The 13,982-nt window shown below is 66.3% G+C and carries 9 protein-coding genes; 3 read left to right on the top strand and 6 right to left on the bottom strand.

Translation table 11 applies throughout. The annotated features are described in order from the left end of the window. Positions 1-24: 24 nt before the first annotated feature. The 3 genes from RHM57_RS05565 to RHM57_RS05555 all read left to right on the top strand — a co-directional run bounded on the left by RHM57_RS05565 (position 25) and on the right by RHM57_RS05555 (position 4,181). Positions 25-357, top strand: a complete 333-nt coding sequence (locus tag RHM57_RS05565; RefSeq protein WP_322136029.1) for a hypothetical protein — start codon at positions 25-27, stop codon at positions 355-357. 66 nt (positions 358-423) lie between these two features. Then, positions 424-696 carry a hypothetical protein gene (locus RHM57_RS05560; RefSeq protein WP_134448872.1) on the top strand — a complete coding sequence of 91 codons (273 nt, stop codon included), beginning with the start codon at positions 424-426 and terminating at the stop codon, positions 694-696. After that, the gene (locus tag RHM57_RS05555; RefSeq protein WP_322140764.1) at positions 693-4,181 is read left to right on the top strand and encodes a DNA polymerase III subunit alpha; all 3,489 of its coding nucleotides are present in this window, start codon (positions 693-695) and stop codon (positions 4,179-4,181) included. The genes RHM57_RS05560 and RHM57_RS05555 overlap by 4 nt, the downstream gene beginning before the upstream one ends. 161 nt (positions 4,182-4,342) lie before the next feature. Here RHM57_RS05555 and RHM57_RS05550 read toward each other — a convergent pair whose 3' ends face one another. The 6 genes from RHM57_RS05550 to pflB all read right to left on the bottom strand — a co-directional run bounded on the left by RHM57_RS05550 (position 4,343) and on the right by pflB (position 13,928). Then, positions 4,343-5,560, bottom strand: coding sequence for a hypothetical protein (locus RHM57_RS05550; protein WP_322189618.1), 1,218 nt, complete (start codon positions 5,558-5,560; stop codon positions 4,343-4,345). A gap of 249 nt (positions 5,561-5,809) precedes the next feature. Beyond that, complete coding sequence (locus RHM57_RS05545; protein WP_134448870.1) at positions 5,810-8,005, bottom strand: transglycosylase domain-containing protein; 2,196 nt, start codon at positions 8,003-8,005, stop codon at positions 5,810-5,812. A 121-nt stretch (positions 8,006-8,126) separates the two neighbouring features. Then, positions 8,127-9,839, bottom strand: coding sequence for a cellulase family glycosylhydrolase (locus RHM57_RS05540; RefSeq protein WP_322140762.1), 1,713 nt, complete (start codon positions 9,837-9,839; stop codon positions 8,127-8,129). A gap of 177 nt (positions 9,840-10,016) precedes the next feature. Then, on the bottom strand, positions 10,017-10,508 hold the full coding sequence (locus tag RHM57_RS05535; protein ID WP_174774856.1) for an aromatic ring-opening dioxygenase LigA: 492 nt from the start codon (positions 10,506-10,508) through the stop codon (positions 10,017-10,019). A gap of 192 nt (positions 10,509-10,700) precedes the next feature. Then, on the bottom strand, positions 10,701-11,567 hold the full coding sequence (pflA, locus tag RHM57_RS05530; RefSeq protein ID WP_134448868.1) for a pyruvate formate-lyase-activating protein: 867 nt from the start codon (positions 11,565-11,567) through the stop codon (positions 10,701-10,703). 96 nt (positions 11,568-11,663) lie between these two features. Beyond that, positions 11,664-13,928, bottom strand: coding sequence for a formate C-acetyltransferase (gene pflB / locus RHM57_RS05525; protein WP_134448867.1), 2,265 nt, complete (start codon positions 13,926-13,928; stop codon positions 11,664-11,666). Positions 13,929-13,982: the final 54 nt, after the last annotated feature.

Genomic DNA, 13,982 nt, shown 5'->3' with positions numbered 1-13,982 from the left:
ATCTTCCTCGGCGGCTTCCTGAACATGACGCTGTTCTATTCGATGGTCAACGGGCTCTGGCCGTCGTTCTTCACGGAGATGTTCGCCGCGCCGGTGCGCTACTCCGGCTTTGCGATCGGCACCCAGCTCGGATTCCTGCTCGCCGGCTTCGCTCCGAGCATCTGTTATGCCCTGCTCGGGAGCGGGATCGACGGCTGGGTTCCCGTCGCCGTCTTCACCGCAGCCACCATGGTGCTCTCGGCGATCGCCGCCGTCACCGCGCGGGAGACCTTCCGGGTGCCGACCGCCCTGCTCGGGGCCGACGCGCTGCGCGTCGAGGCACCGGAGCGACCTCGATCGACGGTCGGCGCTGGCTAGTGTCGGCGGGGTGACGTACACTCCCAATATCGAACATTTGTTCGATCATTACGGAGGAGCCACCGAATGCCCCAGATCATCGACATCCGCGTCGACGTCGAGCTTTCGGCCGACGGCGACCCCCGCGCCTTCACCTGGGACCGCTTCGAGCACACCATCATCGGGCAACCGCAGGCGGTGTTCACGCGCACCCGCTGGTGGGAGAACGACGGGGTGCCCACCCGCATCGACACCGAGCTGTGGCGGGTCGACGCGGCCCGCGGGGGCGAGGAACAACACCGGTACGACCTGCGACGCGACGTCGACGGGTCGTGGGTGCTCGCCCTCGACTGGGGATGAACGAGCCGGGCACGGGCCGGTCGCGCACTGCCGGGCCGGGCACCGGCTTCCCGCACCTGCACGTCGCGAGCGCATACTCGACCCACTACGGGGTGACGCTTCCCGAAGCGCTTGCCGGCCAGGCGAGGGCCCAGGGCGCCTCCTTCCTTGCACTCACCGACCGTGACGGGCTCTATGGGGCCGTCAAGCACCTTCGGGCGTGTGGGGCGGAGGGCATCCGCGCCGGCCTCGGGGCCGACCTCGCGGTGCACGACGACGACCGGCTGCCGCTCGGCCGCGTCGTCGTTCTCGCGCACGGAGGCACCAGCGGCCGTGGGTATGCTGCCCTGTGCCGCGCCGTGTCCGCCGCCCACCAGGCCATGTCGACCGGAACAGGGCGCGAGCCGAGCATCGGCCGGTCAGAGCTTGCCGAACTGGCCGGGCTCCGGGCGCTGACCGTTCTGCTCGGGCCGGTCTCAGACGTCGGTGAGGCGATCGGCCGCCGCGCGACGAAGGAAGCCGGCGCCCGGCTCACGGCCTGGCAGGGATCGATGCCCACCGGGTCGGTGTGCCTCGAAGTCGTCTGCCATCTCGCCGAGCCCGGCAGCCGCGGCAGCGTCACTCCCGCGACCCGCATGCTCGCCCTCGCCGAGCAGAACGGCCTGCCCGCCGTGCTCACGAATGCGGTGCGCTACGGCGAGCCGGAGGACGCGGTGACCGCAGACCTTGCCGACGCCGCCCGCACCCTGACCCCGCTCGCCGAGCTCGAGCAGCCGCAGACGAACGGACAGGCCTGGCTCAAACCGGCAGGCGCGATGCGGCAGGTGGCCCGCATGGTCGTCGATGCCGGCCTGCACGACGACGGCGCGCTCAACCGGCTGCTGCGCGATACGGACATGCTCGCCGACCGCTGCACCCTCGACCCGCAGGCCGACATCGGCCTCGGTACCCCGCGGATGCCGGAGGCACGCGTGATCGGGGTCACCGGCGACCCGCTCGCCGAACTCTGGAAACGCGGACGATCCGGCGTCGACGAACGCTACGCGGCATCCGGTCGGACGGCGGTCGAAACGGCGCACGCCCGCCTCGAGTACGAGATGGCGACGGTCGAGCATCTCGGCTTCGCGAGCTATTTCCTCACGGTCGCCCGCGTCGCCGACCTCGTCAGGGGCATGGGCGTTCGTATCCAGGCCCGTGGCTCCGGCGTCGGCTCGGTGCTCAACTACGCCCTGCACACCTCATCGGTCGAGCCGATCGCGAACGGCCTGCTCTGGGAACGGTTCCTCTCCCCCGAACGCCAGACCCTGCCCGACATCGACCTGGACGTGGAGTCAGCGCGCCGCCACGATATCTACCGCGCCATTTTCCAGACCTTCGGTGCCGACCGGGTCTCGCTGATGTCGATGACCAACGCCTACCGCGGCCGCGGCGCCGTCAGGGACGCCGGGCTGGCCCTCGGCATGGATGCCGGGCAGGTGTCGGCGATCGCGAAGCAGATGTGGCGGTTCAACGCCCGCGACTTCCGCCGTGCCCTCGAGGAGAAGCCCGAGCTCGAACCGCTCGCCGCCGAAGTGCGCGCCTCGCAGCAGCTCGATCAGCTGGTCGACCTCACCGCACGGCTCGACCGGCTGCCGCGGCACATCTCGGTGCACCCGTGCGGCGTGATCCTCTCCGACGCGAGCCTGCTCGACCGCACCCCGGTGCAGGCGTCGGGAATGGGACTGCCGATGTCGCAGTTCGACAAGCACGACATGGACCCGATGGGCCTGATCAAGCTCGACATCCTGGGCGTTCGGATGCAGTCTGCGATGGCGCATGCCGTCGAGGAGCACCGACGCCTCACCGGAGAGAGCATCGACCTCGACCGGATCCCGCTCGACGACGAGCCGACCTTCGAGCTCATCCGCTCGACGCGCACCCTCGGCATCTTCCAGCTCGAGTCGCCAGGCCAGATGGAGCTCGTCGGCAAGCTGCAGCCCGAGGTCTTCAACGACCTCACCGTGGAGATCTCCCTGTTCCGACCCGGCCCGATGCAGAACAACATGCCCCTGCTCTACCTGCAGGCGCGGCACGGCGAGGTCGTGCCGGACTACATCCACCCGCGTTTCGAACCGATCCTGCGGGAGACCCGCGGCGTCGTCATCTTCCACGAACAGGTGATGCGGCTCTTCGACGAACTCACCGGCTGCGGCCTGGGCAAGGCGGATGTCTTCCGCAGGCACCTGGGGAAACCCGAGCAGCTGCCCCTCATCGAGGCGTACGTCCGTGAGCAGGCCCTGGGCCGCGGATTCCCCCCGGCGGTGATCGACCGGATCTGGACCGTGCTCGCCGGATTCGGCAGCTTCGGCTTCGCCAAGGCGCACGGCGCCGCGTTCGCCCTGCCCACCTACCAGTCCGCGTGGCTGAAGACCCATCACCCTGCGGTCTTCCTTGCCGGTCTCCTCACCCACGACCCGGGAATGTGGCCGAAGGACCTGCTCGTGGCCGAAGCCCGGGCGCTCGGGGTGCCCGTGCTTCCGCTCGACGTGCAGCACAGCGTGCTCGACTACCGGGTCGAGGATCTTCCTCCTGGCCACGCCGGGCCTGTCCAGGTCGAACCGGTGACTGCCGGGTCTCCCGGGCCTGCCGGGCCGCGCAGAGGCATCCGCCTGGCGCTGCCAGAGCTTTCGGGCAGCACCGCCGCCGAGAGGGCCCGGATCGTGCGGCACCAGCCGTTCTCCTCGCTCCAGGACTTCCGGGACCGGGTGCGGCCACGGCGGTCGAGCTTCGAGGCGCTCGCACGGGTCGGCGCCCTCGACAGCTTCATCGGCTATGACCGTGAGCGCCGGCATGAGCTGCTCGCGCACATCCAGTCGCTCCGCGGCACGGCCGTCGCCGTGCACGACGACCAACTCGCCTTCGACGTCGACCTGCCGGTCCCCCGGTACACCGGCGACCGGTTCACCGCCGTCACCTCCCTCGAGCTGCGCGGCCGAACCCAGACCGAACTCGAGCTGCGCGACCTGAGCCTCGCCGTGTCCGGGCACCAGCTCGCCCGTTTCTATCCGCTCTTCGCCGAACTCGGCGTCACCCCGGCGTCGGCCCTCGCCGACCTGCCCGGCGGCACCGAGGTGCTCCTCGCCGGCGTGCGGCGGGCGACGAACACCCCGCCGATGCGCGGCGGGCGACGCGTCGTGTTCGTGAGCCTCGACGACGGCACCGGGCCGGTCGCGAACGTGGTCTTCTTCCACGACGCCCAGGAACGCATCGGCGCCCTGGTCTTCCAGACCAGGCACCTGCTCGTCCGCGGCCGCACCAGGCGCTCGGGTGCGAAAGGGGTGTCGGTGACGGGCGACTCGCTCTGGGACCTCGCGGATGCCGCCCGGCTGGTCAAACAACGGCACAGCGCCGAGCGCGCGGCCGAGAACGCTGCGGGCGACGAGGCCCGGGCCGAGGCCCTGGCGGCCGAGCTCGCCGCGGTCGCGCCCACAAACGTGCGCCACCTCTGGTCCGCGCGCTCCGCCTGATCCGACACGCGAACCCGGCCCACGAACCCGGCCCACGGAACGGCCGCGACCCGTCCGGGCAGGCGAATGCCCGGTGCCGCAGGCGCGGCACCGGGCATCCGATGGATCCTTGTACCGGCCGTCCGGCGGTAGATCCGGACGGCCGTTCGACTATCCGGCGGCTACTGGGCCACCTGGCTGGTCGTTTCCACGTTCAGCCACGGGCCGGCGGGAACGGCGGACCGGTCCACGAAACGCCAGTTGACGTGGTCGTTGTCCCCGTCGAGGTCGGTGAAGCCGAGGCATCCGTTGAGGGCGGGCGACACGTCGGTGCCTGCGCCCTGGCTCGGGTCGCCGCTGAACTGCTTGTTCACCGGACGGGCGTCGTTGCTTCCGAACACGTAGGCAGCGTCGTGGTACAGCGAGCCGCTCGAGGGGCCCGCGTCCTCAACCTGTCCGTAGCACGTCTGGCCATTGGGACCGGTGAGCTGGACCCAGTGGTTCTTCATGTACGAGTAGTTCGAGTCACCATGGTGAGCGCTGTACGGGGCCACGTTCGCCCACGGTACGACGGTGTCGCGGTTGGCGAACGCCGTCGCGTCGTTGACGTCGTCGTAAGGAAGATCCAGGTAGAACGGGTTCTCGAGCGGCTTGGGCTGGCTGGTCGGGAAGTAGCCGTTGGCAGCGGTGCGCTTCTCTGTCGTGCACGTGAAGGTCGCAGCGGTCGCGCCGCTGGACGGGCCATCGCACCCGCCGACGGGCGAGCCGCCGCAGCCGGTGTCCGTTGAGGACCCGAGCTGAACGCCGGTGTGGTGAAGCGCCCACTTGCTGTCATAGGTGCTGCAGACCTGGCTGCCGTCGCTGAGGTTCGCGTTGAAGATCTCGCCGACCCAGAAGGTCGTCGACACGATATTGGTGTGCAGCGGGGACGTTCCGATGGCGATGGGGGGCGTCGTCGGAGTAGGCGTCGGCGTCGGCGTAGGAGTAGGCGTCGGCGTCGGCGTAGGCGTGGGCGTAGGCGTCGGAGTCGGAGTCGGGGTGGGCTTCGGCGCAGGCGTCGGAGCCGGCGTGGGCGTCGGCGTCGGCGCAGGCGTCGGCGCAGGCGTCGGAGTCGGAGTCGGAGTCGGAGTCGGAGTCGGAGTTCCGTTGTGGTGGTTCTTACGGTGTGACCACACCCCGGTCACGGCGAGCCAGCCTGACGGTGCGCTCACGGACGATGAACCGGACGACGAGCGGGACGACGAAGACGAGGAGTCGCCGGAGGCGAACGCACAGGAGGCCGTTGTGCCGACGACGATGCACAGGGCCGCCGTTGCGGCCAGGACACCGCCTGCGAGTTTGCGACGCGCGGTTGTACTACGCGGCGAGGACTTCTCGGCGCGACGAAAGAGCTGTTGCATGGAGTTTTTTGCCTTTCAAATGACCGGAACGCGCCGATCACAAATCCATCCACAGAACCTACGACACGCATTTTCGATGGGTTGACTGTAACCCATTCGAAGTACACGGCTCCGGAAAATACCCCCAGTTTTACGGCTGCGCTAGGGGCTTGACAAACAAAAAAACTGAGAGATCGCCGTAATCACGGGGAACTCACGACACATTCATAGCTGAGAAACTCTCAGGAAGGAAAACCCTCAGCGCTGTGTTTAACGGGGCGTCGGAGTCTGAGTCTGCGCCGGTGTCGGTCTCGGTGTCTGAGTCGGCGTCGGATTGGCTTCGATGAAGTCATCTCCACCGTACTTCGCATTCGCGACCGACATCACCGCCGGCCACATCCGGTGCCGGGCGGTCGCGGCCTGGCCGCTGTCGAAGTATGTGGTCCGCTGGTTCGCATCGCCGGTGAGGCTGACCACCGCGACGACGGTTGCGACCTTCGTACTCGACCCGGTCATCCAGGTGTCCTTATTGCCATCCGTCGTACCGGTCTTTCCGATCACGGGCACCTGCGGCGCCATGCCCCGGTTCGACTGCTGCCCTGTCCCGGTCGTCATGACCTTGTGCATGGCGTAGGCCATGCCCGCCGCGACCGTGGGGTTGACGGAAGCCGCGCACTCGCTGGTCGGCACGGGAACCTCAGCGCCGGTCGGGCCAACGATGCGGTCGATCACGACCGGACTGCACGTCACCCCCCTGTTCGCGATTCCCGCGAACGCGACGGCCATGCTCAACGGCGCGATCTCATTCGTGCCGATCACCGACGCAGCGCTCTGCAGGAGAGGGGTCGCATCAGCGCGGTGCATCCGGAATGCCTCAGCCGTCTTACGGATTCCGCACAGGTCGAGCTTCTTGGCCATCCCGATGTACCCGGTGTTGATCGAACCCACGGTGGCTTCGAGGGCGCTGTAGTGCGCCCCACTCTCGTTGGCGTCGTTCTTCGGGTTCCACTTCTCCTTGTCGTAGTTCTGCGGGCCGAGGCAGCTGTCCTGGAAGGTGCCCCAATTGGCCTTGCGGCGGGAATCGACGCGTTCGTAGAGAGCGTGACCTTCCGTGAGCCACTCGGCGAGGGTGAACACCTTGTACCCGGAACCCGGCTGGAAGCCACTCGAACCGCCATCGGCATAGTCGGTGTTGTAGTTGATGCTCGTGTAGTTCGCTCCCGTGGCCTCGACGACAGGATCCTGGCTGTAGTCCTTGTTCTGCACCATCGCAAGCACACGACCGGTGCCGACCTGCACGCTCGAGATGACAGCGCCGACATCCCAGCCGGGGAAGGTCGACGGTACATTCTGCTTCATCGTGGCCTCCGCGGCATTCTGAAGGTCCAGATCAATGGTTGTGTAGACGTTGTAGCCACCCCGGCGGAAGTTGAGAAGCCGGGTGTCGGCATCCGCCCCGAACGCCGGGTCGTTCCGAAGCACATGGGTCACGTAGTCGCAGAAATAGGCGCTTCCGCCCGCGGTCTGGCACCCGGTACTGGGCTCGTGGATGCTGGGTTCGACCGGTGCCGCGACCGCCGCCGCATAATCGTCCGGTCCGATCGTGCCGTACTTCAGCATCGTCCCGAGGATATAGTCCCGGCGGTCCCGGTTCGCCGCGTAGCCGTTCGCCGTACCGTTGGAGGCGCTGTTCGGGTCGTCGAGCTGGAACTTGACCGGGTTGTTGATGATGGCGACGAGGCTCGCGGCCTGCGGCAGGCTCACGGCCGCCGCCGTCGTGTTGAAGTAGTACTCGGCGGCCGCCTCGATTCCGTAGACCGTTCCTCCGAAGCCGGTGATATTGAGATACTGGCGAAGGATGTCCTTCTTGGAGTATTTCTTCTCGACGCCGATCGCGAGCCGCATCTCCTTGAGTTTGCGCTCGGCGCTCGTTCGGGTGGCCGTCGTGTAGCAGGAGTCGCGCGCCACGGGGTCGGAGAGTACCTCGCACTTCTGAACGAGGACATTCTTGACATACTGCTGAGTGATGGACGACCCGCCCTGAGTTTCCCCGCCAAGGCTCACCCTGAGTCCGGCCCTGATCGTGCCCTGCATGTCGATGCCGCCGTGTTCATAGAAGCGCGGGTCCTCACTCGAGACCGCGGCATCCGTCACAAAGGGGCTGATCGAGTCCGAGCCGACCTCGATCCGGTTCTGGTCATAGAAGGAGGCAAGCAGGTAGGGAGAGCCATCACCCCGCATCGCGTAGATGTTGCTCTTCTGGGAGAGCCTGTCGATCGACAGGAATTCCGGAAGGCTTTGGAAGGTGTTGATCGTGTCCGTCACGGCGAGTCCCGACAGCGCGACGACGGGCGTCACCGACGCGGCGATCAGGAGTCCGGCAACCCCGCTCATGGCCACAAGCCCGACCAGCCCGCCGATCACACCCCGAGGCGTGCGCCGCTCCTGGAATTCCGTCGTCCGCATCTGAACCCCCCATCACGGTTCATGGAACCCCGGCGCCGACAGAATTGCTAGGGGCGTCTCACGATCGTTATCGGAGCGATCAGGTCTGGGCAACGGATGTCGAGCTGGCCCGCCGGGGAGCTTACCTGGCGGTGAGGATCAGCGCCGGTGCTACCGGGGCCTTGGTCGCCTCGACCTGAAGGCCCACCCAGACGCTCTGCCCTGCGGGAATGGTGCTCGCCCAACCCGCTCCGGTGCACGTGATCGAGGTCCTGACCTTGACCGTGCACGTCATCCCCCACGCGTTGGTCACCGCAGTCACGGTCGGATCGGACCAGGTCACGCTCCAGGCTTTGGCACCGGTCGCACTCTTCACCTGGAAGTCGGCGACGTAGCCGGCGCCCCACGCGCTCTGCAGGTTCCACGTCGTGGTGATCGAGGCCGTGCCGGGGACGGGAATCGGAGTGGCGGTCGGAGTCGGCGTCGGAGTAGCGGTCGGCTTCGGAGTCGCCGTCGGAGTCGGCGTCGCAGTCGGAGTAGCGGTCGGCTTCGGAGTCGGTGTCGGAGTCGGAGTAGCCGTCGGAGTCGGAGTAGCGGTCGGCGTCGGCGTCGCAGTCGGCGGAACGACGATCGGAGTCCCTGCACCGAGCAGCGGCGTGAGGGCCGTGAGCTTTGCCGCCTCCGGGGTGACCCAGTCGTCCTTGACGATGCCGCCGGTGTCGCCGCTGTTCGGGTTGAACGACCAGTACGCGAAGCTCATGCCGTTGCTCGAGAGGTACGGTACGAGCTTGGCAAGCCATTTCTGGTCGGATTCGGTCGCAAGCTTCGTACCGAACTCGCCGAGCAGCACCGGTGCGATCCCGGTCTTGCTGATGTAGCCCCAGTTCTGGTCCCAGACGGTGGCGAGGTTGTCCGGGTAGTTGGCCGCGCTGAACCAATTCTGCGCGTAGACCGTCGCCGGGTAGTCGTGCGGCGAGTACACCACCTGGTTCGCGACGGAGAGGATGACAGGCTTGCCCTTGACACCGCTCAGGCCGCCACCCCACCAGGTGGATCCGCCGGTGGCCTGGTTCTCGATGCCCTCGACGAGGATCAGCAGCCGGGGGTTCACGGCGAGCACGGCGTTCCCACCGCGGGTCGCGGCCGCCTGCCAGTCGATCGCGGGGTTACCGCAGCCCCAGCATGCCTGCCCGTGCGGTTCGTTGTGCAGGTCGAAGCCGATCACGGTCGGATCATTCTTATACCGGGTGGCGAGTGCCTGCCAGTCGCTGATCCACTTGGCTTCACTGTATTGCGCCGTGTACCAGAGCTCCGATTGGGCTCCGGAATCCGGACGGTGCCGGTCGAGGATGACATTGAGTCCGGCGACCTTCGCCCGGGCGATGACCGTGTCCATCAGCCGCTGCGGGGTCAGTCCCGCGAGGGTCGGATTCACCGCGTAGTTGATCGAATTGCTGGGGGCCCCGCCGAGGCACTCGTTCGAAAACGGCAGCCGCAGGGTGTTGAATCCGAGCGACTTGATCTGCGCGAGGCCGGCGTCGAGGCCGATCGTCCAGAGTCCGTGCGGGGCGCAGTTGCTCGTCTCCATTCCGAACCAGGAGATGGCCTTGACGACATACGTCTGGTTGGCGGAGTTCTGGATCGTGCCACCCGCGGTGTGCAGCCAGCCGGACGGCGCACTGACGGAGGATGCCGCGAATGCCGCCGGCTGCGGAGCCGCCGTCACGAGGCCGCCCGTCAGGAGCAGGGCGGCAGCCACGAATGCGACCAGGCGTCCGGTGGCGCCTCCGCGCCGCGGTCGTACCGACGCCGTTGGGGAAATCTGCCTCGTGGCATAGCTGTCGCGAGCACTCATGCTGGTCCCCCAGTATTCCGCGGACGTGGTTCCCGATGGCCACCCCTCGGGGCGGCAAGATCGTCCGTTAGCCCCATCGTAGGGGTTCCCGTGTTTCGGCACGGTAACAAGCTGCGCCGGGCACAGAAAACGGGCCCCGCGACTACCGCGAGGCCCGTTCGATACTGCCGGATCGGATCAGGCGACGGCCGGAACCGCGGTCTTCTTCGAAGCGTGCGGCGTGAGGACGAAGATCGCCCAGCCGAACAGGCCGACGAGGATGCCGAGGCCCATGGCGAAGAAGGAGACGCCGAAGGCGACGATCGAGGTGAAGAGCGAGGCGCGCAGCAGCGACGCGGTCATGACCGTCGGGCGGACCTTGTCGTCCTGGGCGAGCTCGGCGTACGTCTTGCCGCCCGAGGCCTCCATGGCGTGGTGGTTAATGATGTTCGCCTGCGCGAGGGCGGAGAGGGGGTTGTCGACGGTCGTTCCGGCGAGGAACGATGCGTCGGCCGCGACAGTAATCTTCTCGCCGGCCAGCTGGCTGCTGACGGTGCCCCAGACGACGCCGCCGACGAGGAGCATAACGAGGCCGCCGATAATGCCGAGGAGGCCGATAATCCGAAGAATACGCGCCTGGCCGGAACCGGCGATCAGGGGCTGGGCAGCCGTTGTCGTAGCGGTTGTCATGAGATACCTTTCCTGGTGTCGCGCCTGTCGTGACACTCGTGTTACCCCCCAGTCTGCCAGTAATGAAAGCGCATTCATCACATTTTCTCTGCCGATTGCAACATTGGTGGTAAACGTTTGCACGGTGGCGGAGGAAAGGCGCGGCATCCGTTGGATGCCGCGCCTTTCCCAGCGTCTGAACGCCGGTTTCGCCTAGAAAACGGTCAGGCCCCTCGCGCGGAATTGCTCCCGCACGCGCTCCTGCAGATCGTTGTCGGGGGGCGTCACCCCGTGCAGCGGGTACGGGATCTCGAGCCGGTCCCACTTGTCCTCGCCCATCTGGTGGAACGGGAGCACTTCGACGCGCTCGACGTTCGGCCAGCGGGAAATGATTTCCGCGACGGCGTCGACGTTGTCGACGGCATCGGTCAGTCCGGGGACGAGCACGAAGCGGGCCCAGACGGGGATTCCCTTTTCCGCGAGGCGATCGCCGAAATCGAGTGTCGGCTGGAGCTCACGCCCGGTGACCTCTTTGTACGTGTCGTGAAGACCGGACTTGACGTCCAGAAGCACGAGGTCGAGGTTGTCGAGCAGCGTCTCTGACGCGCTCTTCCCGAGGAACCCCGAGGTGTCCAGGGTGGTGTGGATGCCGAGCTTGTGGCATTCCTCGAAGATGCGCTCCACGAAGGCCGGCTGCATGAGCGGCTCACCGCCGGAGATGGTGAGGCCTCCCCCGGTTGCGTCGAAGACGCCCTTGTAGCGCTTGAGGCGCGTGACCAGGTCGTCGAGGGTGGTGATCAACCCGTCGCGCATCTTCCAGGTGTCCGGGTTGTGGCAGTACTGGCAACGCAACAGGCACCCGGACAGGAACAGGGTCATCCGCGTTCCGGGACCGTCCACGGCCGTGACGAGTTCCCAGGAATGGACGCTCGCCACCGAGCCGTTGTGAATCGCGGCCATCTCGAGGTGATGGAGTTCGGCAAGTTCAGCTTGTTCGGTGCTGGGAGTCTTGCCGTCCTCCAGCGCGACGAGTGCGATGGCGGGGCCGACGCTGGGTAGGCCGAGGTTTATTGCGGGCATTGTCTCGTCCTACTCAGCGTCGCCGCCATCTGTTATCGGTGGATATTAGTGCTGGTGAATCTTCGGTGCTGGTGAATCCTTAGCGCTGGTGAATCCTTAGCGCTGGTGGAACGTACGGCTGATGACGTCCATCTGCTGTTCGCGCGTGAGGCGCACGAAGTTGACCGCGTAGCCGGAGACGCGAATCGTCAGCTGCGGGTAGTTCTCCGGGTGCAGCATGGCGTCTTCAAGGGTTTCCTTGTTGAGCACGTTGACGTTGATGTGGTAGCCGGTGGCTTCCGTGTACGCGTCAATGAGTCCGACGAGGCTCGTGATCTGCTCGTCCTTGGTGTGACCGAGGCCACTGGGGACGACCGTGTTCGTGAGCGAGATGCCGTCCTGCGCCTGGCTGAACGGCAGCTTGGCGACGCTGAGCGCCGACGCGAGCATGCCGTGCGTGTCGCGGCCGTTCATCGGGTTTGCACCCGGAGCGAACGGCTCACCCTTGCGACGGCCATCGGGCGTGTTGCCGGTTGCCTTGCCGTAGACCACGTTGGACGTGATCGTCAGGATCGACTGGGTGTGGATCGCGTTGCGGTAGGTCGGGTGCTTGCGGATCATGTTCATGAAGCGTTCCATGACGTCGATCGCAATGGAGTCGACCTTGTCGTCGTCGTTACCGAACTTGGGGAATTCGCCCTCGATCGTGTAGTCGATGACGAGTCCGTTGTCGTCGCGGACCGGACGCACCTTGGCGTACTTGATCGCGGACAGGGAGTCGGCGACAACGCTCAGGCCGGCGATGCCACAGGCCATCGTGCGAACGATTTCCTTGTCGTGGAGAGCCATTTCGAGACGCTCGTACGCGTACTTGTCGTGCATGTAGTGGATGCAGTTCAGCGCGGTGACGTAGGTCTCGGCAAGCCACTCGAGCGTGACGAGGTAGTTCGCGAAGACGGTGTCATAGTCGAGGATCGTGTCCAGGTTCGGCGCGGTCGCCGGGGCGACCTGCTTGCCGGAAACCTCGTCCTTGCCGCCGTTGATCGAGTAGAGCAGCGCCTTGACGGCGTTGACGCGAGCACCGAAGAACTGCATCTGCTTGCCGACGCGCATCGGGGAGACGCAGCAGGCGATCGCAGCGTCGTCACCGAGCTCGGCGCGGATGAGGTCGTCGGACTCGTACTGGATCGCCGACGTGTCGATGGAGACCTGGGCGCAGAAGCGCTTGAATCCATCGGGAAGGCCGTCGTTCCAGAGAACGGTGAGGTTCGGCTCCGGTGCTGCGCCGATGTTGTACAACGTCTGGAGGAAACGGAACGCCGTCTTGGTGACGAGCGGGCGACCGTCTTCGCCGATGCCGCCGAGGGACTCGGTGACCCAGGTCGGGTCGCCGGCGAAGATCTCGTCGTATTCCGGGGTACGCAGGAAGCGCACGATGCGGAGCTTGATGACGAGGTCGTCGATGAGCTCCTGGGCGCCCTCTTCGGTGATGGTGCCGTCGGCGAGGTCGCGCTCGATGTACGCGTCGAGGAAGGCCGAGTTACGGCCGAACGACATTGCAGCGCCGTTCTGTTCCTTGACGGCACCGAGGTACGCGAAGTACAGCCACTGGACGGCTTCCTGGGCGGTCTGGGCCGGCTTGGAGATGTCGGAGCCGTAGGACGCGGCCATCTGGACGAGTTCCTTGAGGGCCCGGATCTGCTCCGAGTTTTCCTCGCGGGCGCGGATGATGTCCTCGGTCGAGGGCTCCATGTCGAGCTCGGCGCGGTCGTTCTTCTTGCCGGCGATCAGTGCGTCGACGCCGTAGAGGGCGACACGACGGTAGTCGCCGATGATACGGCCACGGCCGTAGGCATCCGGAAGACCGGTGATCAGGTGGCTGTTGCGGGCACGACGCACACCGGGAGGGTAGACGTCGAACACGGCGGTGTTGTGGGTCTTGCGGTAGTCGGTGAAGATCTTCTCGAGTTCGGGAGAGACGGGGTAGCCGTAGGTCTCGAGGGAGTTGACGACCATGCGCCATCCACCGAACGGCATGATCGCGCGCTTGAGCGGCGCATCCGTCTGGAGGCCGACGATGACTTCATTGTCCTTGTCGATGTAGCCCGGCTTGTGGGCTGTAATGGAGGACGGCGTGAAGGCGTCGATGTCGTAGACGCCCTTACGACGTTCCTCGGGGAACATCGCGGACAACTTGGCCCAGACTCCCGTGGTGCGGGCAGTCGGCCCGGCCAGGAAGGACGCGTCGCCGATATACGGCGTGTAATTGCGCTGAATGAAATCGCGAAGGTTAATCGAATCCTGCCACGGCCCGGAAACGAATTCCGCCTTGCCGTGCTGCATCGAAGTGTCGCCGCTGAGGACGCCCTCTGTAATTGTCATGTGGACTACTCTCCTCGTGGGATTGAGCTTTCCCGCCGCGGAAGATCCCGCGCT

Origin of the sequence: Cryobacterium sp. 10S3 (assembly GCF_034344045.1) — a bacterium.
In the GTDB taxonomy this organism is placed as follows: Bacteria; Actinomycetota; Actinomycetes; order Actinomycetales; family Microbacteriaceae; genus Cryobacterium; species Cryobacterium glucosi.
The sequence above is the reverse complement of the archived record's forward strand: the minus strand, read 5'-3'. Positions and strand labels throughout refer to the sequence as shown.

Excerpts from the sequence above, each read along its gene's own strand:
- RHM57_RS05565 (WP_322136029.1), top strand. The coding sequence starts at position 25 with ATGACGCTGTTCTATTCGATGGTCAACGGGCTCTGGCCGTCGTTCTTC.
- RHM57_RS05560 (WP_134448872.1), top strand. The coding sequence starts at position 424 with ATGCCCCAGATCATCGACATCCGCGTCGACGTCGAGCTTTCGGCCGAC.
- RHM57_RS05555 (WP_322140764.1), top strand. The coding sequence starts at position 693 with ATGAACGAGCCGGGCACGGGCCGGTCGCGCACTGCCGGGCCGGGCACC.
- RHM57_RS05550 (WP_322189618.1), bottom strand. The coding sequence starts at position 5,560 with ATGCAACAGCTCTTTCGTCGCGCCGAGAAGTCCTCGCCGCGTAGTACA.
- RHM57_RS05545 (WP_134448870.1), bottom strand. The coding sequence starts at position 8,005 with ATGCGGACGACGGAATTCCAGGAGCGGCGCACGCCTCGGGGTGTGATC.
- RHM57_RS05540 (WP_322140762.1), bottom strand. The coding sequence starts at position 9,839 with ATGAGTGCTCGCGACAGCTATGCCACGAGGCAGATTTCCCCAACGGCG.
- RHM57_RS05535 (WP_174774856.1), bottom strand. The coding sequence starts at position 10,508 with ATGACAACCGCTACGACAACGGCTGCCCAGCCCCTGATCGCCGGTTCC.
- pflA (WP_134448868.1), bottom strand. The coding sequence starts at position 11,567 with ATGCCCGCAATAAACCTCGGCCTACCCAGCGTCGGCCCCGCCATCGCA.
- pflB (WP_134448867.1), bottom strand. The coding sequence starts at position 13,928 with ATGACAATTACAGAGGGCGTCCTCAGCGGCGACACTTCGATGCAGCAC.